The organism is Roseinatronobacter sp. S2 (genome assembly GCF_029581395.1).
Lineage (GTDB): Bacteria > Pseudomonadota > Alphaproteobacteria > Rhodobacterales > Rhodobacteraceae > Roseinatronobacter.
In genome coordinates this window covers 962573-983069 of the sequence record NZ_CP121113.1, presented here as the reverse complement: position 1 = coordinate 983069, position 20497 = coordinate 962573, and the positions used below count along the sequence as shown (strand labels likewise).

Below are 20497 nucleotides of genomic sequence, written 5' to 3'. Positions count from 1 at the left end.
CGGTGTCTGACCCGCAAACAAAATCAGGATTGCTGTGGGTTTGCCGCAATCACGCGCGGGCAACATGTCGCCCGCGTCCAGAAGTTCTGGTGTTTGTCCGGCGTGGGCCAAACGCCCCGATCGAAAACACGCTATACAGGCATAAATTCATGCGAGATGCCACCATTACCACAAAAATACCAAACAATTGAGTTTGTTTAACCCAATTCTGGACACATTTTGAGAGTGAGTCTGTGTAGTGCTTTAAGTGTGTATCAACAGGCGGAAATGTAATGGGTAAAATCAGCGTTGGCATGGACACGTTCGAAATGAGTGACCTGAGTTCAAGCAAGTCAGGACAACACCCAAAGAACGCTACCAATTGGAACGTACCAGCACCGCTTGGACACATGCGTGACATGACCTTTGAGGTTGCGGGTCATAAGGTAAATGTCTCATCTGCGTCACGCGAGGAGTTTTTCGATCTGTTTCGCGAAATGCTGGGCACCCGGACAGGATTTGCAATCGCAACCTTGAACCTGGATCATCTGGTGAAACTTCACGAAGATCCGGTATTCCGTTCGGCCTATAATGCGCATGATATCATTTTGGCGGACGGCAACCCTATTGTGTGGCTCTCACGCCTTGCCGGGTGCCCCGTCGCCCACATGCCGGGATCGGACCTGATTGAACCTGTCTGCGCGATTGCAGCGGAGCTCGGGGTTCCCATCGCCTTCATCGGATCGACACAGGATGTGCTGGACAAAGCCACTGACAGGCTGACGGCGCGTTTTCCTGCATTAAAGGTCGTCGCCAGACTTGCGCCGCCAATGGGGTTTGATCCGGACAGCCCCCTTGCCAGACATGTGCTGCAACAGGCCCATGACGCAGGGGCACAGCTGTGCCTGCTGGCATTGGGCGCCCCCAAACAGGAACGCTTTGCCATCTATGGCCGCACGACCCTGCCGGATATGGGCTTCATATCCATCGGTGCGGGTCTGGACTTTCTGGCCAGAACACAGATTCGCGCCCCCCGCATCATACGCATGATCGCGATGGAATGGCTTTGGCGTCTGGCTGGAAGCCCAAGGCGACTGGCATGGCGATATATGAAATGTGCCATGATCTTGCCCCGACTTTCTGTGCTTGCCGCGAAATCGCGCAGTGCCCGTCGCTGAAAATAACCAAGTCCCCTTGGCAGATGTCTTGCAAAGCCCTGCCCTAGCGGAGATCATCGCGCTGCCGACAACGCTTCACTTGGAAAGCACCCCATCGCCATGATCCCCATTTACAGACACAGGGCAATTCTGGTTTTTGCGTTTTTTGCGGCGCTGGCGCTGGCGCTCTGGCGGGCCATGGACGAACCGCGCCCGTTATCGGCGCAGGATCGGGCCGCGCTGTATAAATCCGCTTTGCCACAACCGGATTCCAGCCAGACGGTTTATCAACTTGGTCATAGCCTTGTTGGTCACGACATACCTGCCTTTATTGAGCAACTGGCCGCAAGTGCGGGTTTTCCGGACCATCGCTACAACAGCCAGCTTGGTTGGGGCACCAGCCTGCGCGAGCATTGGGACCCCGCGCATCCGGTCAACGGGTTTGACGACATGAACACAACACAAGCCTGGCGCGACCCGCATGAGGCGCTGGACTCGGGCGATTATGACAGCTTCATCATGACAGAGATGGTGGAGTTGAAAGACGCCATTCGCTGGCACGATTCCGCGCGCTATGCCACGCTATGGGCGGCAAAAGCCCGCGCGGGCAGGCCCGATATACGCGTCTACATGTATGAATCATGGCCGCATCTGACCACACTGGATGACTGGTTGCACCGGCTGGACACCGACCCAGACGCATTATGGGAAGGGACCATTCTGGCGCAGGCAATGGCGCAGTCGGGTACCGGCGTTATCCATGTCATTCCGGTGGGTCGCGTCATGGCCGCCCTGACGCGCGCAGCCGCAGCGCAGGGCGGGGTCGCGGGTATGGCCGATCATACCGATCTGTTTGCCCGCACCCCGACTAGCGATCTGGATCCTATCCATCTGAATGATGTGGGGAATTATCTGGTCGCGCTTACACATTTTGCGGTGTTGTATCATCAGGACCCGCGCGGGATACCGCATGAGTTGCTGCGCGCCGATGGCAGCATGGCACAAGCCCCGCCCCCTGAGCTGGCAGAACTGATGCAGGAAACCGTGTGGTCGGTCACGCGCGCCTTGCCGGTCACGGGGTTGGGCATGTCGCACTCGGATTCAGGCGCAGCCTTGCAATGACACAGGTTGTTTCGGTGATCATTCCAGCCAGCAATGAAGGGCAGTATATCGGGGCCTGCCTGAAGGCTGTTCTGGCGTCCAGCCCGCTGCCGCGCCACACAATGGAAGTGCTGGTTGTGGCGAATGGCTGCAACGATGACACTGTTGCGGTGGCCCATAGGTTCACCGACGCGGCAGAACAACGCGGCTGGTCTTTGCATGTTCTGGACCTGCCTGCGGGAAACAAGATCAAGGCGCTGAACGCGGGCGATCACTGCGCGACCGGGTATATCCGCGTCTATCTGGATGCCGATGTGATCGTCAGCCCGGATGTGCTGGCGGACCTGACTGATGCGCTGGCGTCCGGCAAGCCGCTATATGGTTCTGGCACACCGCGCATTCCAGCCCCCGCAAGTTGGCTGACCACACAATATGCCCGCTTTTGGCAACGCCTGCCATTTGCCAGGTCCAAGGCCGCAGGGTTTGGCCTTTTTGCAGTAAACGCGGCAGGGCGACAGCGCTGGGACCAGTTTCCCGACATTATTTCTGATGACACCTTTGTCCGGTTACAGTTTGCCCCGCACGAACGTGTGCAAGTCGGCGCGACCTATGAATGGCCAATGGCCGAAGGTCTGGCGCGCCTGGTCCGCGTGCGGCGCAGGCAGGATCAGGGACTTGCGCAGCTTGCCGCGCTGTTCCCTGATCTGATGCAGAACGACGACAAGCCGCGACCGGATGTCTGGGCCTTGCTGAAGGCCGACCCTGTCGGGTTTGGCGTCTATGCCGTCATTTCAGCACTTGTGCGCCTGACCCGCAGTCGTGACCGCACCGGTTGGGCGCGCGGACGCTGAAGGTGGGTTGGGGCTGCATGGCAGGGCAAATAGTGGCGTTTTGCTGCCGTTGGACTTTCCCAAGGCGCAGAACCAAGGCCGAAGGCCGCCGCGCCATCGGTGGGCCGTCCCGCGGCCTGCCGATGGCGCGGGCTTTGTCCAAGCGCGAATGACCGTAAAAGGCCAATACATCTGCACCCTATTTCTTATCCTGATCCGGTCGCGTTAATCTTCGAATAACAGCCTCGAAGATGAAAAACAGCGTCAGGCTTAACCCTGCCAGCACCAGCAGGGACGCAAACATCAGGTCAGTCTGCCCGCGACCATTGGCCATCAGCATCAGGTAGCCCAATCCGCGCGACGACCCCACCCATTCACCGATCACGACCGCGAAAGGCGCATAAACCAGCGCAAGCCGCAACCCCGATGCAAGCGATGGCAGCGCATGCGGCACCTGCAACCAGATCAGACGGCGCAAGGGGGTCGCGCGCATAAGCTGCGCCATATCTGTCAGGGGCGCGGGCAACCGCATCAACCCGTCAAAAAAGGCCGATGTGACAGGGAAATAAATCACCAGCATGACCATCACAATCTTGGACGGGGCACCATAGCCCAGCCATAACGTGACGACGGGGGCCAGCGCAAAGACCGGCACGGCCTGGGCAAAAATCAGCATCGGGCGCAGCAACAGTCGCGCACCGGGCGACAGGGCAAGGTTCAGGGCTGTTGCCACCCCAAGGGCCACACCTGCCGCAAGGCCCGTCAGCAGATTGACCACTGTAAAGCGCGCATTCTGCACAAGCATGCCCGCATTGTTCCACAGGCTTTCGGCCACGCGCACAGGACCGGGCAGAATGAACGCTGGCACACCACTGGCCCAGACCACGCCCTGCCACAGCGCCAGCCCGAAGCCCAGCGCCAGTATACCGCGCGCAATCGCCGCCAGACTGCCATTCATGCGGGTTGCATCCCGTGCAGCCGCGCCAGCAGGCGGGCCTGCATGGCCAGCGTCGCATCATCGCGGTAGCTGCGGGGGGGGACGGTTTCGGGCAGATCCAGCGCGCAGGCCCCGTCGGGCGACAGCAGCCATGCCTTGTCCGCCAGCCGCACGGCTTCCAGCGGGTCATGCGTGATCAGCACCACTGTGCGCGTGGCAAGCATGCGCGCGGCCAGATCCTGCATGGCCAGTCTGGTGGCCGCATCCAGCGCCGAAAACGGTTCATCCAGCACCACAATCGGGCAATCCTCGATCAGGGTGCGCGCCAATGCGACACGCTGGCGCTGCCCGCCCGACAAGGTGCCGGGGCGACGATGCGCCATTGCGTCCAGCCCCAGTTCGGCAAGCAAACTGCGCGCACGGGCCATATCCGGCACCTGCCCGCGCAGGCGTGCGCCAATGGTGACATTATGCAGCACACTGGCCCATGGCAAAAGCTGCCCGTCCTGCGCCATCATGGCCACCCGCCCGCTCAAAGGCACCGCATCACTGGCGCGGCAGTGCCCTTGCAACTGAAACGGCCCCGCCAGCCCCGCGATCAGCCGCCCCAGCGTGGATTTACCCACACCGGACGGCCCCAGCAGGCAGGACCACTGCCCGGCGGGGAAATCCAAGCGCAGGTTGCGGATCAGCGGTGCCCTGTCCAGCCACAATTCGCCCTGCACTTGCAGGCCCGGTGCGGTCATGGCCCCGCAAACCCCATGTCCCAAAAGCCCACTTCCAGCGCCGTGGCGGTGACAAACCGTTGCGACAGACGCGCGGCACAGGGCAGGCTGTGCCATTGTGCCCCCAGCCGGCAGACCAGCGCATCATCAATCAGCGCGCCTACATCACGGCACAGGCCCTGATATTCGGCCCCACCATAGGTTTCGATCCAGTCCGAATACGGCCCGCCACTGCCTGCAAGGCGGGCACCAATTTCGCCATATCCCAGCACGCAAGGCGCCAATGCCGCCATCAGGTCCAGAAAATCACCCGAGTAGCCCGCTTCAAGCACATAGCGTGTATAGGCCAGATTGGCGGGCGCTTCGACTGTCGCTTCCAATGCGGCGGCGTCAATCCCCTCGCGCGCGCAGATATCCAGATGCAGCGGCATTTCATGATGCACCAGCGCATGAACGGTGCTTGATGCTGCACGCATTTCCGACACGTTGCCCGCCTTGACAGCCGCCAACGCCCATGCGCGGGAAAAATGGATCAGGAACACATAATCCTGTCGCAGGTAATGCAGGAAATTTTCCTTCGGCAAGGTGCCCTGACGCAGCCCTTCGACAAAATCGTGATGGGTATAGGCCCGCCATTGTGGCGCGTGATCGCGCCACAGGGCGAAGGCATGGCCATAGTCAGGCGCACTCATTGCCCACCGCCTGCTGTGACATCAACGGCCAGATCACTGACAGACAACCCGCCCGATGTGGCACCACGCTGCGCAAGGAACGCTTCAAAGCGCGCATAGCGGCCTGCATCAAGGGCGGCGGGGCGGGTGGCAAAGCGTGGCCATGTGTCGCCCCATGCGCGGATGTTCAGTTCGGTCTGCAATTCGCTGGCTGTCGCCGCAAAAATATCCCACGCCTGTTCGGGGTGGTTCAGGATGAACCCTGTTGCGCGTTCTGTCGCATCCAGAAAACGTGCGATGACCTGCGCATCCATGCGGTCGGGATTGGCGACATAGATCAGTTCGTCATAGGCGGGCACACCTTCGGCTTCGGGGTAGAAGCAGCGCCCCTCGGTTCCTTCGATCTGAAGCTGGTTCAATTCGAAATTGCGGAATGCGCCGATCACGCCATCCACCTGCCCCGACATCAGCGCGGGCGAGATGGACCAGCCTATATTGATCTGCTCTACATCACCGGGTTCCATGTCGTGATGAGCCAGCATTGCGTCCAGCATCACTTCCTGCACGCCCGCCACGGCAAACCCCACCTTGCCACCCTTCAGGTCGGACATATCCTGCACCGGCCCGTCGGCCAGCACCACAAGACAGGTCAGCGGTGTGGAAATCAGCGTGCCCACGCGGCGCAAGGGCAAGTCATTATGCCGGCTAAGATGCAGTTGCGGCTGATAGGAAATCGCCAGATCCACACGCCCGGCCGCCACCATGCGCGGCGGGTCATTGGGGTCGGACGGGGTGACGGTTTCCACATCTAAGCCCGCATCTGCGAAGTAGCCCAGTTCCTGCGCAAGGATAATCGGTGCGTGGTCGGGGTTCACAAACCAGTCCAGCATCACGCTAAGGCGGTCCTGCGCTGTGGCGGGCAGCGCTGTCATTGCGGCGAGGGCCAGCGCGGCAATCGGGTATTTCATGGAATGTCCTTTTCTATGGTCAGTCGGTCAGGGCCAGAAGCGCGATGTGCCCCGGCCAGCATGTTTGCAGCGCCTGCCCCGCATTATGCGCGCGCAACCCCGTGGCGCAGGCCAGCACCACACGGCGGTCCGCAGGCGGGGCAAGGGTGGTAATGTTTTCGGGCAGGATATGGCGCGCATCAGGGCTGAAGGGCGCGGATTCCGCGCGCAGGTCAATCAGCAGGTCATCCGCACGGGTCTGGCTGCGCGCGATGAAGGGCAAGGGCGCATCAGGTTCGCGCGCGCGGTCAAACCGGAAGCCCCCCATACGCCAGCGCGCCGCATCAAGGCTTATAAGCTGGCCCAAGGGGCTGGGCGTCAGGGCCAATAGCACAGACAGCGCCATTTGCGCCTGTATAGCGCCAATCGCGCCCACAACCGGCCCCATGACGCCCGCTGTGGCGCAGGTGGCGCCACGTTCGGGCAGATCGGGAAAGATGGTGCGCAGGCTGGGCGCACCACCGCAACACCCCGCCACATAGCCCGACCGCGCAAGCGCGCTTGCGGTGATCAGGGGCTTGCCCATGTCGCGGCAGATGTCGGACAATGTCAGGCTGGCCGCAAATGTGTCGGCGCAATCCAGCACCAGATCAGCACCCGCCACCCATTCGGGCGCCGTCGCGGGGTCCAGCCATGCGACATGCGCACTCAGCGCCACATCGGGATTCAGCATTGATATGGCAGCGGCTGCGGCCTGCGCTTTCGGCTGGCCCAACTGGTCCGTGCGGTAGATGGGCTGGCGGTGCAGATTGCCAATCTCGACGCGGTCACCATCAACCAGCGTGATGTGCCCCACGCCCGCACCCGCAAGGTATTGCAGCAACGGCACGCCCAGCCCCCCTGCCCCCACGACCAGCACATGCGACCGCGCCAGCCGTGCCTGCCCATGCGCGCCAATGTCGGGCAGCACCATCTGGCGGGCATAGCGGGTCATGCGCACACCGCCAGCCAGTCGCGCATGCGCGCTTCGGGGTCTGGGTTCAGGGTAATGTCGGTGACAGCCGCGACAATATCCGCGCCCGCCGCAAACGCGCCCGCCGCGCGTTCCACGGACATGCCGCCAATCGCGCAAAGCGGGATATCGCCCAGCAGCCGCTTCCATTCGGCAACCCGTTCCAACCCTTGCTGGTGCCATTTCATCTGCTTCAATATCGTCGGATAGACCGGACCAAGCGCGATATAGTCGGGCGCAAGCGCCAGTGCGCGCTCAAGTTCGGCATGGTCATGGGTCGAAATGCCCAGCCGCACCCCCGCGCGCCTGATGGCTGGCAAATCGGCCTCGTCCAGATCTTCCTGCCCCAGATGCAGCCAGTCCGCGCCTTCGTCTATCGCCAGTTGCCAGTAGTCATTCACCACCATCGCGGCACCATGCTGGCGCGCAAGGGCCAGCCCTGCGCGAATGTCCAGCCGCAAGGCATCGGAGTCGCGTTCCTTGATGCGCAGTTGCACCAGCTTCACCCCCAGCGGCAGGGCGCGGGCCATCCAGTCCACAGTGTCGAATACAGGATAAAAACGCGGCAATGTCATAGCCATGCCTTTCCGATCAGCGGGGTGGAAGGGGCGGCCATGTCGCGCGGTTCCATCGGGTCGGCGGTGCGGGCCAGGGCACCTGCGCTGGCCGCCATGCCAAAGGCGCGCGCCATGGCAACCGGGTCCTCCGCCTGCGCCACAGCGGTGTTCAGCAAGACCGCATCAAACCCTAATTCCATCGCGGCGGCTGCATGGCTGGGCAGGCCAAGGCCCGCGTCAATAACCATGGGAATATCGGGAAAGGCCGCGCGCAGGGTTTTCAGCCCGTAGCGGTTGTTCAGCCCCAGACCTGACCCGATGGGCGCACCCCATGGCATCAGAACTTTGCAGCCCGCATCAACCAGACGCTGCGCCAGAACCTGATCTTCGGTCATGTAGGGGAACACGTCGAACCCGTCTGCGGCAAGGGTTTCGGCAGCGTCCAGCAATCCGAACGGGTCGGGCTGCAACGTGTCGGCATTGCCGATGACTTCCAGTTTGATCCAGTTTGTCTCAAACACCTCGCGCGCCATTTGGGCGGTGGTGACGGCTTCGCGCGCGCTGTGGCATCCGGCCGTATTTGGCAGCACATGCACCCCCAGCCCCCGGATAATGTCCCAGAACGCCTGCCCCTGCCCGCTTTCGCGGCGCAGCGACACTGTGGCGACCGATGCGCCTGACGCGCGGAACGCGGCTTCCATCACTGCGGGCGACGGGTATTGCGCGGTGCCCAGCATCAAGGGGCTGTTCAGTGTTACGCCATAGAATTCACGCATCATCGCATTCCTTCAAACAGTGCATCTGTGTCTGCCCCATACGCCTAGCCGCCTTGCATGGGGGCCAGCACTTCCAGCCGGTCCCCGTCAGACAGATCTGTTGTGGCGCGGGCGGCTTTTGGCAGGAATTCCCCGTTCAGGGCGGTGGCCACGCGCGCGCCCTGCCAGCCCAGTTCGCGCAACGCGTCTTCGACATTTGTAGCAAGCACATTCTGTGCGTCGCCGTTCACTTCAATCTTCATGGAACAAATCCCCCTTGATGCCGTGGGTCAGGAAATCCGCCGCCTGCTGCGCCAGTGCAGGCGCCATCAGATAGCCGTGCCGGAACAAGCCGTTCAGGTGCAAAACTCGCCCCTGCCGGACCACGCGCGGCACATTATCGGCAAAGGCTGGGCGCAAATCCGCACCGGTTTCCAGCACCTCGGCCTCGGCAAAGCGCGGGTCAAGGGCATAGGCCGCAGACAGCAGTTCAAGCGTGGATCGCGCCGAAATTCCGCGCCGGTCCGTGCTTTCGATCTGGGTCGCGCCCAGCATATAGACGCCATTCGCGCGCGGCACGATATACAGCGGATGGCGCGGATGCAGCAGGCGCACAGGGCGGGTCAGCGCAATATCGGGCGCACGCAAAACCACCATTTCGCCCCGCACACCGCGCAGGCCCGGCACAGGGCTTGCCATGCCGCGCGCATCGATTACCGGGCCGGTGATGTCATCAGGCGTGACATCCCCTTGTTCAATGCTGACGCCCCGCCCCTTCAGCGCGGCCACCAGATCAGCAAGCGCATCGCGCGGGTCCAGATGGGCCTCGGCGCTGAAGAACAGCGCTTGCGACGGGGTCGGCAGGTCAGGCTCCAGCAGGTGCAGTTCATCGGTGATCAGCTCATGCCCGCTGGTGCGGCGGGCAAAGCGCGCCAGCTCGGCCCGATCGCGTTCCAGTGCCACGACAAGCGATCCGCGATAGGTCACGGTTGTGACATTTGCCCAGGCGGCGGCAGCCTGCTGGCCATGCGCGACAACGGGGGCTTCGGCGACCGCCCCTTCGCAAAACGGGGCCAGCATGCCCCCTGCCCACCATGAACACCCATGCGGGCCGGGCGCGCCGTTGCGGTCAATCAGGCGCACGCCCGCACCGGCCTTGCACAATGCCCAAGCGGCCCAAAGCCCTGCCACACCGGCCCCGATGATGGTAACATCAGCCATTGGGCCAGACCCCGTGAAAATGATGCACCGGCCCATGCCCGGACCCCACGCCCAGCCCGTCCGCATGGGCAATCGCGCCCTGCAAATAGGTATGCGCGCGCGTCACGGCCACTGTCAGATCCATACCCTGCGCCAGCCCCGCCGCGATTGCAGCCGACAATGTGCAGCCGGTGCCATGGGTGTTTTGCGTTGCGCGCCGCGGAGCGGTCAGGCGGGTCACACCTTGCGCGTCAATCAACAGGTCCACACAGTCCGGCCCGTCCCCGTGCCCGCCTTTCATCAGCACCGCCTGCGCACCCAACGCGCGCAATGCCTGCCCCTGTTCCAGCATTTCGGCGTCACTGCGCGCAGGCACAGTGCCCAGCAAATCCGCAGCTTCAGGCAGGTTCGGCGTGAGCACCGTGGCGCGCGGCAACAATTCAGAACGCAACGCCGCCAGCGCATCGGATGGCAGCAACCTGTCGCCGGATTTTGCGACCATCACGGGGTCCAGCACCACCGGCATATCATGCCCGCGCAGCCCTGCCGCCACCGTCGCGATTGCTACGGCATCGCCCAACATACCCAGTTTGACCGCACGAATTGCCAGATCATCAAACACCGCATGCATTTGTGCGGCAATCATCGCAGGGCTTACGGGTTCGACCATGGTGACCGCGCGCGTGTTCTGCGCCGTCAATGCCGTGATGACCGATGCGCCATAAACGCCCAGCGCGGAAAATGCCTTCAGATCGGCCTGAATACCGGCACCGCCACCGGAATCCGAACCGGCTATGGTCAGGGCTATAGGGATCAAGCGCGCCTCCGTTCGTTGTGGATACCAACGTCAGAGGACGGAATGCGGGCCGGTCATGGCCCATATGCGCACCGTTCCCTACGCCGGTATGATCCGGATCAGGTTCGATGGGTTGGCGCTAAGCCTCTCAGCCCTGATGACAGGGCACCCCAACGGTTGTTGAAGGGGAAGCTAGTTCAAAACATCCAACGCGACAAGGTCTGAAAGGACGAAAACACGCGCGACCGGTTGGATGTGCAAGGCGGAGATCAGCAAAACGAAAAAGGGCGCGTCCCCAGAAAACAAGGGCGCAATGATAGAAGTCTATCTGCGCAAGGTAAGTGATTTCCGGGTGGCAATCATCAACAGGGAAACCAGCCCATGACAAGCATGGTTCACGCGGCCAACAGTCCCGGTTTTTGCAACTGATGTACGAACAATTCTGATTTTCCGACTTTCCTTGCGCTGATACGCTGACGACAGGAGTATCGGGAGGAATAAGATGAACAACAGACTCACAAGAACACTCGGCTCGGCCGTGCTTGCCTCTGGCCTTGCATTTGGACACACCGCATTCGCCGGACCACAAGATGACACGCTGCGCGCGGCGATGTCCGGCGAGATTTTGAATCTTGATTACCTTTACACCACGCGCCGGGAATACATCATTCTGGCACAGATGACGGACGCGACACTGTTCACCATGAATCCCGCGAACCAGCAAATCGAACCGGGCGTGGCGTCGTCTTATGAATTTGTGAACGACATGACGATCGATGTGCAGTTGCGCGACGATGTGCGGTTTCACGATGGAAGCGCACTTAACGCCGCAGATGTGGCCTACACCTATAACTGGATCATTGACCCAGGCTCTGAATCCCACGCGCAGGCCCTGATCAGCCGTTGGCTTGATCGCGCTGAAGTGCTGGACGATCATACAGTGCGTTTCCATCTGGCAGCCATTAACCCGCTGATTATTCGCGATATGGCGCAACGGGTCATGCTACGCAAAGACGGGGCCTATCATCAGGGCGATCAGGTTGATCATGACGCCATGGCCCTGAATCTGATTGGCGCTGGTCCCTACCGCGTGACCCGGTTCAATCCGGGTGTCGAACTGGTGCTCGAACGGTTCGATGATTATTTCGGCGATGCACCTGAAATCGAAAACATCGTCGTGCGGAACATTCCCGACATGGGCACACAGCAGGCCGAACTAATGTCCGGGGGGATTAACTGGATGTTCAACGTTCCGCTTGACGTGGCCCGAAGCCTTGATGCACGCCCTGAAATCGACCATCTGGCCGGACCGGACCTGCGGGTGTCCTTCATTGTGCTGGATGCGGCAGGGGTCGCGCAGCCAGACGGTCCGCTGACGGACCTGCGCGTGCGGCAGGCTATGAACCACGCGATCAACAAGCCGGAAATTGCCGAATTCCTGATGGGCGGCGGCGCGTCAGAGCCGATTTATTCCGCCTGTCATCCGGTACAGTTCGGATGCACCCAGGATGTCCCGCGTTATGAATACGACCCGGACCGCGCGCGCGCGTTGCTGGCCGAAGCGGGCTATCCTGATGGGTTCAGTCTTGATTTATGGGCCTATCGCGAACGACCCAATGCCGAGGCGATCATGGCTGATCTCGAAGCGGTCGGCATCGACATCAACCTGCGTTATGTCCAGCTTGAAACCCTTAATCAGGCGCGCGCATCACAAGATATCGCGGCCTATATCGGCACCTGGGGGTCAAGTGGGGTTGCAGATACAGCGCTTATCGCGCGGGTCCATTTCTCTGACACCAGCGACCGACATCTTTCGGGCGACGATCAGGTGGTTGAATGGGTTTTAGCGGCCGAACAGACCGCCGATCAGGACTTGCGCTTTGGTTACTACCAACAGGCCATCACCCGCATCGCCGAACAGGCGTATTGGGTGCCGCTGGTAAGCTATTCGGCAGATTACCTTGTGACGTCCGACCTTGAATTCCCGCTGGATGATGACGGTGTGCCCCGGTTGCAGAACGCGCGCTGGAAGTAAACAAATCCGCAAAGAAGACAATGGGCCAGATGGTTTCGCTGCAAATCTGGCCCTATTCATACCCGCTTTCGGGAAGAACAACAGATGATAAATTATATATTGCAACGCGTGGGCCTTGCCATTGCAGTGGCGTTCACTGTTTCCCTAGCTGCGTTCCTGTTGCTGAACATCGCCACCGACCCTGCATATGCCATAGCAGGCGAAGAGGCAGACCCTGAAGTGATCGAACAGATACGCGTTCGCTATGGTTTGGACCGGCCGCTTTGGGTGCGTTATCTGGATTGGTTGACGGGTGTTTTGCGTGGTGATTTCGGCGTCAGCTATTATTGGAACAAGCCGGTAGCGACACTTGTTGGCGAACGCGTTGGCACCACGCTGACGCTGGCCTTTTCCGCACTTTTCGTGACCATTGCAATTGCCATCCCGCTGGGCGCCGCTGCGGCGCTGAACCGCAACACCTGGATCGACAGTCTGGCGTTGTGGCTGGCCGTATCGGCGCAAGCGGTTCCGAATTTCTGGCTGGGGCTGATCCTGATTATTCTGTTTGCAGTGATGATACCTATCTTTCCCGTATCGGGAGATCATACTTGGCTGCACTTTGTCCTGCCCGCCTTTGTTTTGGGGGCGTCCTCGGTGCCGCCGGTCATGCGACTGATGCGCACCGGCCTGATAGAAGTCATGGGTTCGGATTACATCCGCACGGCCCGCGCCAAGGGCTATCGTGGCCCGACACTGCTGCTTCGGCATGCGCTGCGCAACGCACTTTTGCCAGTGGTTTCAGTTCTGGCCGTCCAGTTGGGGCAGAAAGTTGGCGGGTCCGTGATTACCGAAAGTATTTTCGCAATCAATGGTCTGGGGCGCTTGGCATTGCAGTCAATCCTTGGTGCCGACATTCCCACCGTGCAGATCCTGATCTTTCTGTTCGCACTGGTATTCGTGGCAATGAACTTGCTGGCCGACATCCTGAATGCAGCCCTTGATCCAAGGATACGTATCAGATGAGCCGTATATTGAAACACCCCGCGCACCCCACGGACACTGTTGAACAGCTGCCGCCCAGCCCCGGCCAGTTGGTCCGCACACGCGCATGGAACCACCGCGGGTTCCAGATTGGGGCCGGTATCCTGATCGTGTTGATACTGGTTGCAGTCTTTGCTCCCTATCTGGCCCCGCATCACCCATTCCAGCAATCCCTGCCCAACCGCCTGCTGCCCCCTGTCTGGGTCGAGGGTGGCAACTGGACTTATCCACTGGGAACCGACCAGGTCGGGCGGGACTATCTAAGCCGGCTGATCTATGGAACACGCATATCCATCACCATCGGACTTAGCGCCGCCACCATCGGGCTGCTCATCGGGGTCACGCTTGGCGTGCTGGCGGGCTATTTTGGTGGTTGGGTCGATCACGCCGTCAATTTTGTGCTGACGACCCAACTTGCGTTGCCGGGGCTGCTTCTGGCCATGGCGCTTGTCTTTTTCATCGGCCCCTCTCTGATCGTGGTGATCTGCATTATCGGTGTTTTGCACTGGACCTATTTTCTAGTCGTCACGCGATCTGCCACACAGCATATCCGCAGTCTGGATTTTGTGGCGGCGGCGCGGGCGTCCGGTGCAAGTTCACGCCAGATCATCTGGCATGAGATCCTGCCAAACCTGAGTTCCAAGATCATCGTTATCTTCACATTTGAACTGGGTATCGCAATTCTGGCCGAGTCCGCTCTCAGTTTTCTGGGGGTTGGCATTCAGGCGCCGACACCCAGTTGGGGCTTGATGATCGCCGAAGGCAAAGAGGCGATCTTCTACCGCCCCTGGCTGGTCGTGCTGCCCGGTATATTCCTGTTTGTTCTGGTAATCGGCGCCAACCTGATGGGCGACGGCCTGCGCGACATCACCTCACCCGAGGAGAAAAGCTGATGCCCTTGCTCGAAGTTGAAAACCTGTCAGTGCGCTTGCCTGTCCCATCAGGTTGGCTGCATGCGGTGCATGAAATATCCTTCCAGCTTGATCAGGGCGAAGCGCTGGCGATTGTCGGTGAAAGCGGGTCGGGAAAGTCAATGACGGCACTTTCGCTTATGCGGCTGCTACCGCGCAACGCGCAACTGACAGCTGATACTTTGCGGATGGGGGACGATGATTTGCTTTCCATGCCCGATGCGCAATTTGCCGACCGTGTTCAGGGCGGGCGCATCGGGATGATCTTTCAGGAACCGATGACATCATTAAATCCGGTTTATACAATCGGTCGACAAATGACGGAAGCTGCGGTCCGATTGGGGCGCATGGATACGCGGGCTGCGCATAGGCGGGCCGTTTCGCTGCTTGACAGGGTGGGAATTCCTGAACCCGGCGCGCGGATGGGACAATACCCGCATCAGATGTCGGGGGGGCAACGCCAACGCGTGATGATCGCTATGGCGCTCATGCTCGAACCCGAATTACTGATCGCGGATGAACCCACGACGGCGCTGGACGTGACAGTTCAGGCGCAGATCATGGCACTTCTGGCAGAACTGCGCCGCGAAACCGGAATGGCTATGATCCTGATATCGCATGATCTTGCAGTGGTTTCACAAACCACTGAGCGCGCGGCTGTCATGTATTGCGGCGAACTTCTGGAACAGGGCCGCACACCAGATGTGCTGGCGCAAGCGCGACATCCGTATACTGGCGCATTGCTGCGGGCGATCCCGACTATTGACGGGGCACGCCGCAGGTTGGCCGCAATTCCAGGCACTGTCGAAGCACAGTTTGCCCCGCCTGAAGCCTGTGTTTTTGCGCCACGTTGCGCCGAAGCCATGCCCGCCTGCACCCGTGCGCGCCCTCCGTTACAAGGATCTTCCGATCATTGGGCGCGCTGCGTCGTGATACAGCCAAGCCCGCCCACCGAAACGCCCGCGCGCGCCTTGCTCCAACCGGACCCTGCAACATCAAATGATGCGCCGATGATAGAGGCACGCAATATCACCAAGATTTACCACCTGAATGCCGGTTTCTTCAGCCCGAAAAAGGAAATTCGCGCCGTTGATGACGTGTCGTTGATGGTGCGACGTGGCGAAACGCTGGCGCTTGTGGGCGAAAGCGGATCGGGAAAGTCGACTTTGGCACGCATCATGTTGGGGCTGGTCGATCCCAGCAGCGGTTCGGTTTCGCTTCAGGGGCAAGATATCACCGGAATGCCGGATACCACGCGCGCGCGCTTGGTCCAGCCAATTTTCCAGGACCCCTATTCCTCGCTTAATCCGCGGCGCACGGTTGCTGAAATCATCGCACGCCCCCTGCATCTGCGCGGTGTTGGCGCAAGTGAGCGACTGCGTCGGGCGCGCGAAATGATGGAACTGGTAGGCTTGCCATCGCGTCTGTTGCACAGCTATCCGCTGAATCTGTCAGGCGGACAGCGCCAGCGCATTGCCATCGCCCGCGCGATGATTAACAACCCCGAAGTGCTGATCTGTGATGAACCAACTTCGGCACTGGACGTTTCCGTTCAAGCGCAGATCCTGAACCTTTTGTCGGATCTTCAGGCAGAGTTCGGCCTGACCACGCTGATCATCACCCACGACATGGCCGTTGTTCACCAACTGGCAAGCCGCGTTGCAGTGCTGTTGCAGGGCCGCCTTGTTGAACAAGGCCCTGCGTCACGCGTCCTTTGCGCACCCGAAGATGCGTATACGCAGGCATTGCTGCAAGCAGCGCCAAGGTTTGACTCTGCCGCCCTCGCTGCGGGGGCAGGCGCATGAAGGATAATGCAGACATGACGCAGATCACGCCTGAAACGTTGTTTTCACCAACAAATATCTGGCAATCCTGGTTGGACGTAGAAGTAGCGTTGGCTCACGCACAGGCCGATCTAGGGATCATCCCCCCCTCGGCGGCGGAAGGGATCGCCGCAGTTGCACAAGTCGGAACACTTGGCCTTGAAACGCTGGAAGATGAAGCAAGGCGCACGCATGCCCCGATCCATGCGCTGACCAAAGTGCTGTCTGATCGTGCGGGGCAGGCAGGCCGATACGTCCATTGGGGTGCGACGACCCAGAACGTGATGCAGACCGGGCGGCTGCTGTTGATGCGGCGCGCGCAAGAGCGGCTGTATCGCCATCTTGCCAGTGCGGTGGACCAGCTTGCCGCACTGGCCCGCCACCATGCCGAAACCCCCATGATCGGGCGCACCAACCGCCAGCATGCCTTGCCCATCAGCTTCGGTTTCAAGGTTGCAAGCTGGATCGAAGAATTAAGCCGCACTGTTGCGCGTTTGGAATCGATGGAACAACGGGTTTTCGTGCTGCCTTTCGGCGGCGCAGTCGGCGCGATGCACGCCTTTGACGGGCAGGGGCAGGCGGTGAATCGTCTGATGGCCGAACGCCTTGGGTTGTCGCAAATGCTGGTTCCGGGGCGCGCGGTGAACGACATTTTTGCCGATTATGTTGCGCAGCTTGCACTTTGGGCAACCACGGCCGAACGTATCGCGCGCGAATTATACGCGCTTATGTCCGAAGAAATAAACGAGGTGGCAGAAACGCTTGAACCCGGCGTGGTCGGATCATCGACCATGCCCCACAAAATCAATCCCAAACGGGTCGTGCATGTGATTGCCATGGCAGCTGATTTACGTTCCGCCGTTATACCTGCGATGGAAGGTGCACTGACAGCCAATGAAGGCGATGCCGCAGCCAACCATCTTGTTGTGCGGACGCTGGACCGGGCTTGCCCGCTGGCATGGAAGCTTGCACAGGCCTTTGATGAACTTTGCGGGCTGATAACTGCACGACCTGTGCAAATGGCTGCAAACCTTGATGCTTCAGGGGCAAATTCAGCGTCAGAGCGGCTGATGATGCTGATGGCACCATTGCTGGGCCATTTGCAGGCCCATGACCTGTTGCACGACGTCTTGACCACCGCAGGACCGGACCCCGATATGGTCGCGACCAAGGTTGCTGCACTGCACCAGCTGAAAGGAAGTATCAGCGTTGATGTCGCGCGCGCAGCACTCGATTCAAGAACCTATCTGGGCGAAAGTTCCCGCATTGCGCAAGACGCGGCCATGATGGGTCACAAGCTTGCAAAACGTTTGCGGGACAGGGCTGATCCGGTGGATTAGCCCGCGATGGTGTAGTGGCAGCTGCGCCATCAGGCATTGTGATGTCCGGCTCGCACGGATGCCTATAGCAGTTCGATGTCACGCGCATATTCCGGGTCAGTAGCGCAGCGCACCTCTATAGAGGCTGTCAGCGCATCCAGAAACCTTTCGGCAAGTGCAAGCCGCTTGCCCTGCGGATGCAGGCTGGCATATGTGACCCAATGCGGTTCTTCCAATGGACGGAACACCGCTGTATCACCATGCTCCAGCAGCCCGGCACAAACGCGATCAATCAGCGAAACACCTAGACCAGCACGCACCATACTGACGACAAGCGGGGTCGCGTTCGTTTCTATCCAGAATTTCGGGTGCAGGCCGGTGCGGCCAAATAATTCATCCGCACGATCACGCCAGCGCTGCCCGGCGCGCAACCCTATGACGGGTTCATTGGCCAGGTATTCCAGTGAAACAACTTCATGCGCAGCCAACGGATGGTTGCGCGGCAGGATGGCCCCCATACGCGCACGCAGGATCGGCACAGTATCCAGTGCGATGATCGAATTCTCGACCGGCAGGGAAATCAATCCAAGGTTATAGCCCCTTGCGGCAACCTTGCTTTCAATATCGAAGCGGGTTTCGACACTGACGCTGCAGCGAAATTCTGCGCCATCACGCATCATTTGTTCAAGCGCGGGCGCAACTAGTCCGCTTGCAACAGGTGCTGCGGTTACAACCGACAGCCACGAGCGCGCACGGCGCCCGATATCTTTTGCCAGCGTGGGAATTTCGTCCAGCCCATCCAGCGTATGCATGATCTGGCGATAGAAGAGATCGCCATCCTCGGTCAATTCCAACCGCCGAAGGTTGCGAGAGAAAAGCGTTAGATTCAGTTCCTGTTCCAGATTTACAATCAGTCTGCTTGCGGCGGATGTGGACGCGTTCATTCGCCGCGCAGCGTTTTTCAACGACCCGGTAAGCACGATTTCACGAAACAGACGCAAGGCGCGCAGGTTCATGCCAGCCACATCAACGAAGGGATACTTGGCGCGACGATGACCACGCGACACGACAGCCTGCGCGAAGATCCCGTGTCCGGGATATTCTGATCGATCCTCTGTGCCATTACAATTCCATCCCTTTTTTCAATGGACAAGCATCAGTACACACTGATCAAAATATCAGCTGTGAATCGGCGCCGCTACCCATATGCTTCGTCCAGCGCAGTGTTTCGCAACTGCTCAGGTTGTGCGGTTCTTGTTTTCTCTTGATTTAACCACGTTCGTCACCTTTGCACAGTTCAGTATGGGCGCGTAATTTCTGTGTAGTTGCGGTTCAGACATCAGAGTTCACGTTGAAGGTGACGCTGACGCTGGCGCTGGCGCTGGCGCTGGCGCTGGCGCTGAATCCGTTTCGGGCGATACAGCAGTGGCAACTCATTGATCGGGTGCCAACAATGAATTTATTCAAAGTAAGTGTCGCTGTCCGCCGACAGCCGCGGCAAAGCCATAGTGCAAGACTGGACAACACCTCAGAAGCATAGATCACACTACCGTGGTGTTGTCCTTGAACGGTTTTGCTTGGATCAGTTGCCTTGGAAGCTACTGACTGTGTCTATCGCCACCTCTTGCAGAAATCTGACCGTTTCTGCATCAAGACGGCCGAAATAGTCATATTCCAACCCGACCGATGGCGCACCGTAGAGCGTGGCATATACGGTGGCCGCAGCAAGGTAGCTTCCCTCAAGGTTTGGGTGGCTATGGTCGAACTCCACATGCAAATCCAACTCAGGGCGTTCTGCACGTGCCCGCTCGAATGCAAGGCCTACAGGAATCACCAGTGCACCTATCTCGTTGCCTATTTCGGTATAAAGCGCGGCCAGATTACCCGTCATTTCGGGGTCGTAGTTGTTGTGACCCTCGGCATAGGCATGGGTCATGTAAAGTGCAGTCGTCGCACCATGCGCCTCGATCATTTCATGGGCACTCAGCACTGCACCGCGAAACCGCTCGCGACGGGTCTCGGTGTTGGCGGCTGCGCTGTGGCCCTGCAAGATCACCACATCAAATGGCCCATCATAGCCAATCGCCCCTTGGGTCAGGTAATGATCGATCGGTTGAAAATTAAGTGACCCACCCGATATGGTAACCGAACGGTATGCCAGATCATCGATACCTTCACCTTCGGCAACCATGCGGCTGGTATGGTTGTGAAGACTGTCATTATAGTAAAGGTAACTGTTTCCAACAAAAAGGACCTGCCGCGGGGAATCCACTCCCAGATCGGCAGCGCCGGATTGACCGGTAACATCTTGAGCATGACCCGCACTTGCAAGTAACAGCGCTGAGAGACCAGCGAGCGCGTGTGTTCCTGTATTCATCTTGTCGTCCTCCGTTTTGTAATGATCCCTCCCGTCCGGATCATTTTCCTTTGAAAATATAACATTCGTCCCATGGACTACGGGCTACGAGCATTGCTCCGTGCGTGAACCAAAGAGAAAGAGTATACGCACTATCCCGTCTACGGCGTGGGCCAGCGGCATGAAGGTTGTGTTGCCTGATCATACAGGACATCCGTGTACACGGGCACGCCGTAATCCTGGCAGATCAAGTTGCGAACTCGCTTTTTCGCAGCAAGGGAACAACGTTTTTCAGCGCTTCACGCAAACCTGACGAACTGCGTTCGCGACTTAGGATACTCTGGATTGAAATTCACAATATCTTCC

General features: G+C 59.7%; 21 protein-coding genes and 1 riboswitch. Of the genes, 9 read left to right on the top strand and 12 right to left on the bottom strand.

What is annotated here, in order from left to right; translation table 11 throughout:
- Positions 1 to 398: 398 nt before the first annotated feature.
- The 3 genes from P8S53_RS04550 to P8S53_RS04540 all read left to right on the top strand — a co-directional run bounded on the left by P8S53_RS04550 (position 399) and on the right by P8S53_RS04540 (position 3088).
- Positions 399 to 1157, top strand: coding sequence for a WecB/TagA/CpsF family glycosyltransferase (locus tag P8S53_RS04550; RefSeq protein ID WP_277805977.1), 759 nt, complete (start codon positions 399 to 401; stop codon positions 1155 to 1157).
- Positions 1158 to 1256: 99 nt separating this feature from the next.
- Complete coding sequence (locus P8S53_RS04545) at positions 1257 to 2258, top strand: hypothetical protein (RefSeq protein WP_277805976.1); 1002 nt, start codon at positions 1257 to 1259, stop codon at positions 2256 to 2258.
- Positions 2255 to 3088, top strand: coding sequence for a glycosyltransferase family 2 protein (locus tag P8S53_RS04540; protein ID WP_277805975.1), 834 nt, complete (start codon positions 2255 to 2257; stop codon positions 3086 to 3088). Before P8S53_RS04545 ends, P8S53_RS04540 begins: the two co-directional genes overlap by 4 nt.
- 178 nt (positions 3089 to 3266) lie before the next feature.
- Here the strand turns inward: P8S53_RS04540 and P8S53_RS04535 are convergent, their stop codons facing one another.
- Genes P8S53_RS04535 through thiD form a run of 10 tightly spaced genes read right to left on the bottom strand, consistent with a single transcriptional unit; the run spans position 3267 to position 10688 of the window.
- Complete coding sequence (locus P8S53_RS04535; protein ID WP_277805974.1) at positions 3267 to 4025, bottom strand: ABC transporter permease; 759 nt, start codon at positions 4023 to 4025, stop codon at positions 3267 to 3269.
- Positions 4022 to 4750, bottom strand: a complete 729-nt coding sequence (locus P8S53_RS04530; protein WP_277805973.1) for an ABC transporter ATP-binding protein — start codon at positions 4748 to 4750, stop codon at positions 4022 to 4024. Before P8S53_RS04530 ends, P8S53_RS04535 begins: the two co-directional genes overlap by 4 nt.
- Positions 4747 to 5421: a TenA family protein gene (locus P8S53_RS04525; protein ID WP_277805972.1), complete on the bottom strand. Its 675-nt coding sequence runs from the start codon at positions 5419 to 5421 to the stop codon at positions 4747 to 4749. The genes P8S53_RS04530 and P8S53_RS04525 overlap by 4 nt, the downstream gene beginning before the upstream one ends.
- Positions 5418 to 6368, bottom strand: a complete 951-nt coding sequence (locus P8S53_RS04520) for an ABC transporter substrate-binding protein (protein WP_277805971.1) — start codon at positions 6366 to 6368, stop codon at positions 5418 to 5420. Before P8S53_RS04520 ends, P8S53_RS04525 begins: the two co-directional genes overlap by 4 nt.
- Positions 6369 to 6387: 19 nt before the next feature.
- On the bottom strand, positions 6388 to 7341 hold the full coding sequence (locus tag P8S53_RS04515) for a HesA/MoeB/ThiF family protein (RefSeq protein ID WP_277805970.1): 954 nt from the start codon (positions 7339 to 7341) through the stop codon (positions 6388 to 6390).
- Complete coding sequence (locus P8S53_RS04510; protein ID WP_277805969.1) at positions 7338 to 7934, bottom strand: thiamine phosphate synthase; 597 nt, start codon at positions 7932 to 7934, stop codon at positions 7338 to 7340. Before P8S53_RS04510 ends, P8S53_RS04515 begins: the two co-directional genes overlap by 4 nt.
- Positions 7931 to 8692 carry a thiazole synthase gene (locus tag P8S53_RS04505; protein ID WP_277806678.1) on the bottom strand — a complete coding sequence of 254 codons (762 nt, stop codon included), beginning with the start codon at positions 8690 to 8692 and terminating at the stop codon, positions 7931 to 7933. Before P8S53_RS04505 ends, P8S53_RS04510 begins: the two co-directional genes overlap by 4 nt.
- A gap of 44 nt (positions 8693 to 8736) precedes the next feature.
- A complete protein-coding gene (thiS, locus tag P8S53_RS04500; RefSeq protein ID WP_277805968.1) occupies positions 8737 to 8934 on the bottom strand; it encodes a sulfur carrier protein ThiS in 198 nt (65 codons plus the stop codon).
- Positions 8924 to 9892 carry an FAD-dependent oxidoreductase gene (locus P8S53_RS04495; RefSeq protein ID WP_277805967.1) on the bottom strand — a complete coding sequence of 323 codons (969 nt, stop codon included), beginning with the start codon at positions 9890 to 9892 and terminating at the stop codon, positions 8924 to 8926. Before P8S53_RS04495 ends, thiS begins: the two co-directional genes overlap by 11 nt.
- A complete protein-coding gene (thiD, locus tag P8S53_RS04490) occupies positions 9885 to 10688 on the bottom strand; it encodes a bifunctional hydroxymethylpyrimidine kinase/phosphomethylpyrimidine kinase (protein WP_277805966.1) in 804 nt (267 codons plus the stop codon). The genes P8S53_RS04495 and thiD overlap by 8 nt, the downstream gene beginning before the upstream one ends.
- Before the next feature lie 58 nt (positions 10689 to 10746).
- Positions 10747 to 10850, bottom strand: a riboswitch (TPP riboswitch).
- A 319-nt stretch (positions 10851 to 11169) separates the two neighbouring features.
- On the opposite strand from thiD, the gene P8S53_RS04485 reads away from it, so the two are divergent.
- The 5 genes from P8S53_RS04485 (at position 11170) to P8S53_RS04465 (ending at position 17796) form a co-directional block, all read left to right on the top strand.
- Positions 11170 to 12702, top strand: a complete 1533-nt coding sequence (locus tag P8S53_RS04485) for an ABC transporter substrate-binding protein (RefSeq protein ID WP_277805965.1) — start codon at positions 11170 to 11172, stop codon at positions 12700 to 12702.
- Between the two features lie 84 nt (positions 12703 to 12786).
- Entirely contained in the window at positions 12787 to 13704 is a 918-nt protein-coding gene (locus tag P8S53_RS04480) for an ABC transporter permease (protein ID WP_277805964.1), read from the top strand.
- Complete coding sequence (locus P8S53_RS04475; RefSeq protein WP_277805963.1) at positions 13701 to 14615, top strand: ABC transporter permease; 915 nt, start codon at positions 13701 to 13703, stop codon at positions 14613 to 14615. Before P8S53_RS04480 ends, P8S53_RS04475 begins: the two co-directional genes overlap by 4 nt.
- A complete protein-coding gene (locus P8S53_RS04470; protein WP_277805962.1) occupies positions 14615 to 16438 on the top strand; it encodes an ABC transporter ATP-binding protein in 1824 nt (607 codons plus the stop codon). The genes P8S53_RS04475 and P8S53_RS04470 overlap by 1 nt, the downstream gene beginning before the upstream one ends.
- Complete coding sequence (locus tag P8S53_RS04465; protein WP_277805961.1) at positions 16435 to 17796, top strand: lyase family protein; 1362 nt, start codon at positions 16435 to 16437, stop codon at positions 17794 to 17796. Before P8S53_RS04470 ends, P8S53_RS04465 begins: the two co-directional genes overlap by 4 nt.
- A gap of 62 nt (positions 17797 to 17858) precedes the next feature.
- On the opposite strand, the gene P8S53_RS04460 is transcribed toward P8S53_RS04465, so the two are convergent.
- On the bottom strand, positions 17859 to 18842 hold the full coding sequence (locus tag P8S53_RS04460; protein ID WP_277805960.1) for a LysR family transcriptional regulator: 984 nt from the start codon (positions 18840 to 18842) through the stop codon (positions 17859 to 17861).
- A gap of 284 nt (positions 18843 to 19126) precedes the next feature.
- Here P8S53_RS04460 and P8S53_RS04455 point away from each other — a divergent pair, with 284 nt between their 5' ends.
- A complete protein-coding gene (locus tag P8S53_RS04455) occupies positions 19127 to 19315 on the top strand; it encodes a hypothetical protein (RefSeq protein WP_277805959.1) in 189 nt (62 codons plus the stop codon).
- Between the two features lie 42 nt (positions 19316 to 19357).
- Here P8S53_RS04455 and P8S53_RS04450 read toward each other — a convergent pair whose 3' ends face one another.
- Entirely contained in the window at positions 19358 to 20152 is a 795-nt protein-coding gene (locus tag P8S53_RS04450; RefSeq protein ID WP_277805958.1) for a DUF4886 domain-containing protein, read from the bottom strand.
- Between the last annotated feature and the right edge of the window lie 345 nt (positions 20153 to 20497).

What these genes read in the sequence shown, in the direction of transcription:
- P8S53_RS04550 (WP_277805977.1), top strand. Translation starts at nt 399, where the DNA reads ATGACCTTTGAGGTTGCGGGTCATAAGGTAAATGTCTCATCTGCGTCA.
- P8S53_RS04545 (WP_277805976.1), top strand. Translation starts at nt 1,257, where the DNA reads ATGATCCCCATTTACAGACACAGGGCAATTCTGGTTTTTGCGTTTTTT.
- P8S53_RS04540 (WP_277805975.1), top strand. Translation starts at nt 2,255, where the DNA reads ATGACACAGGTTGTTTCGGTGATCATTCCAGCCAGCAATGAAGGGCAG.
- P8S53_RS04535 (WP_277805974.1), bottom strand. Translation starts at nt 4,025, where the DNA reads ATGAATGGCAGTCTGGCGGCGATTGCGCGCGGTATACTGGCGCTGGGC.
- P8S53_RS04530 (WP_277805973.1), bottom strand. Translation starts at nt 4,750, where the DNA reads ATGACCGCACCGGGCCTGCAAGTGCAGGGCGAATTGTGGCTGGACAGG.
- P8S53_RS04525 (WP_277805972.1), bottom strand. Translation starts at nt 5,421, where the DNA reads ATGAGTGCGCCTGACTATGGCCATGCCTTCGCCCTGTGGCGCGATCAC.
- P8S53_RS04520 (WP_277805971.1), bottom strand. Translation starts at nt 6,368, where the DNA reads ATGAAATACCCGATTGCCGCGCTGGCCCTCGCCGCAATGACAGCGCTG.
- P8S53_RS04515 (WP_277805970.1), bottom strand. Translation starts at nt 7,341, where the DNA reads ATGACCCGCTATGCCCGCCAGATGGTGCTGCCCGACATTGGCGCGCAT.
- P8S53_RS04510 (WP_277805969.1), bottom strand. Translation starts at nt 7,934, where the DNA reads ATGACATTGCCGCGTTTTTATCCTGTATTCGACACTGTGGACTGGATG.
- P8S53_RS04505 (WP_277806678.1), bottom strand. Translation starts at nt 8,692, where the DNA reads ATGCGTGAATTCTATGGCGTAACACTGAACAGCCCCTTGATGCTGGGC.
- thiS (WP_277805968.1), bottom strand. Translation starts at nt 8,934, where the DNA reads ATGAAGATTGAAGTGAACGGCGACGCACAGAATGTGCTTGCTACAAAT.
- P8S53_RS04495 (WP_277805967.1), bottom strand. Translation starts at nt 9,892, where the DNA reads ATGGCTGATGTTACCATCATCGGGGCCGGTGTGGCAGGGCTTTGGGCC.
- P8S53_RS04485 (WP_277805965.1), top strand. Translation starts at nt 11,170, where the DNA reads ATGAACAACAGACTCACAAGAACACTCGGCTCGGCCGTGCTTGCCTCT.
- P8S53_RS04480 (WP_277805964.1), top strand. Translation starts at nt 12,787, where the DNA reads ATGATAAATTATATATTGCAACGCGTGGGCCTTGCCATTGCAGTGGCG.
- P8S53_RS04475 (WP_277805963.1), top strand. Translation starts at nt 13,701, where the DNA reads ATGAGCCGTATATTGAAACACCCCGCGCACCCCACGGACACTGTTGAA.
- P8S53_RS04470 (WP_277805962.1), top strand. Translation starts at nt 14,615, where the DNA reads ATGCCCTTGCTCGAAGTTGAAAACCTGTCAGTGCGCTTGCCTGTCCCA.
- P8S53_RS04465 (WP_277805961.1), top strand. Translation starts at nt 16,435, where the DNA reads ATGAAGGATAATGCAGACATGACGCAGATCACGCCTGAAACGTTGTTT.
- P8S53_RS04450 (WP_277805958.1), bottom strand. Translation starts at nt 20,152, where the DNA reads ATGAATACAGGAACACACGCGCTCGCTGGTCTCTCAGCGCTGTTACTT.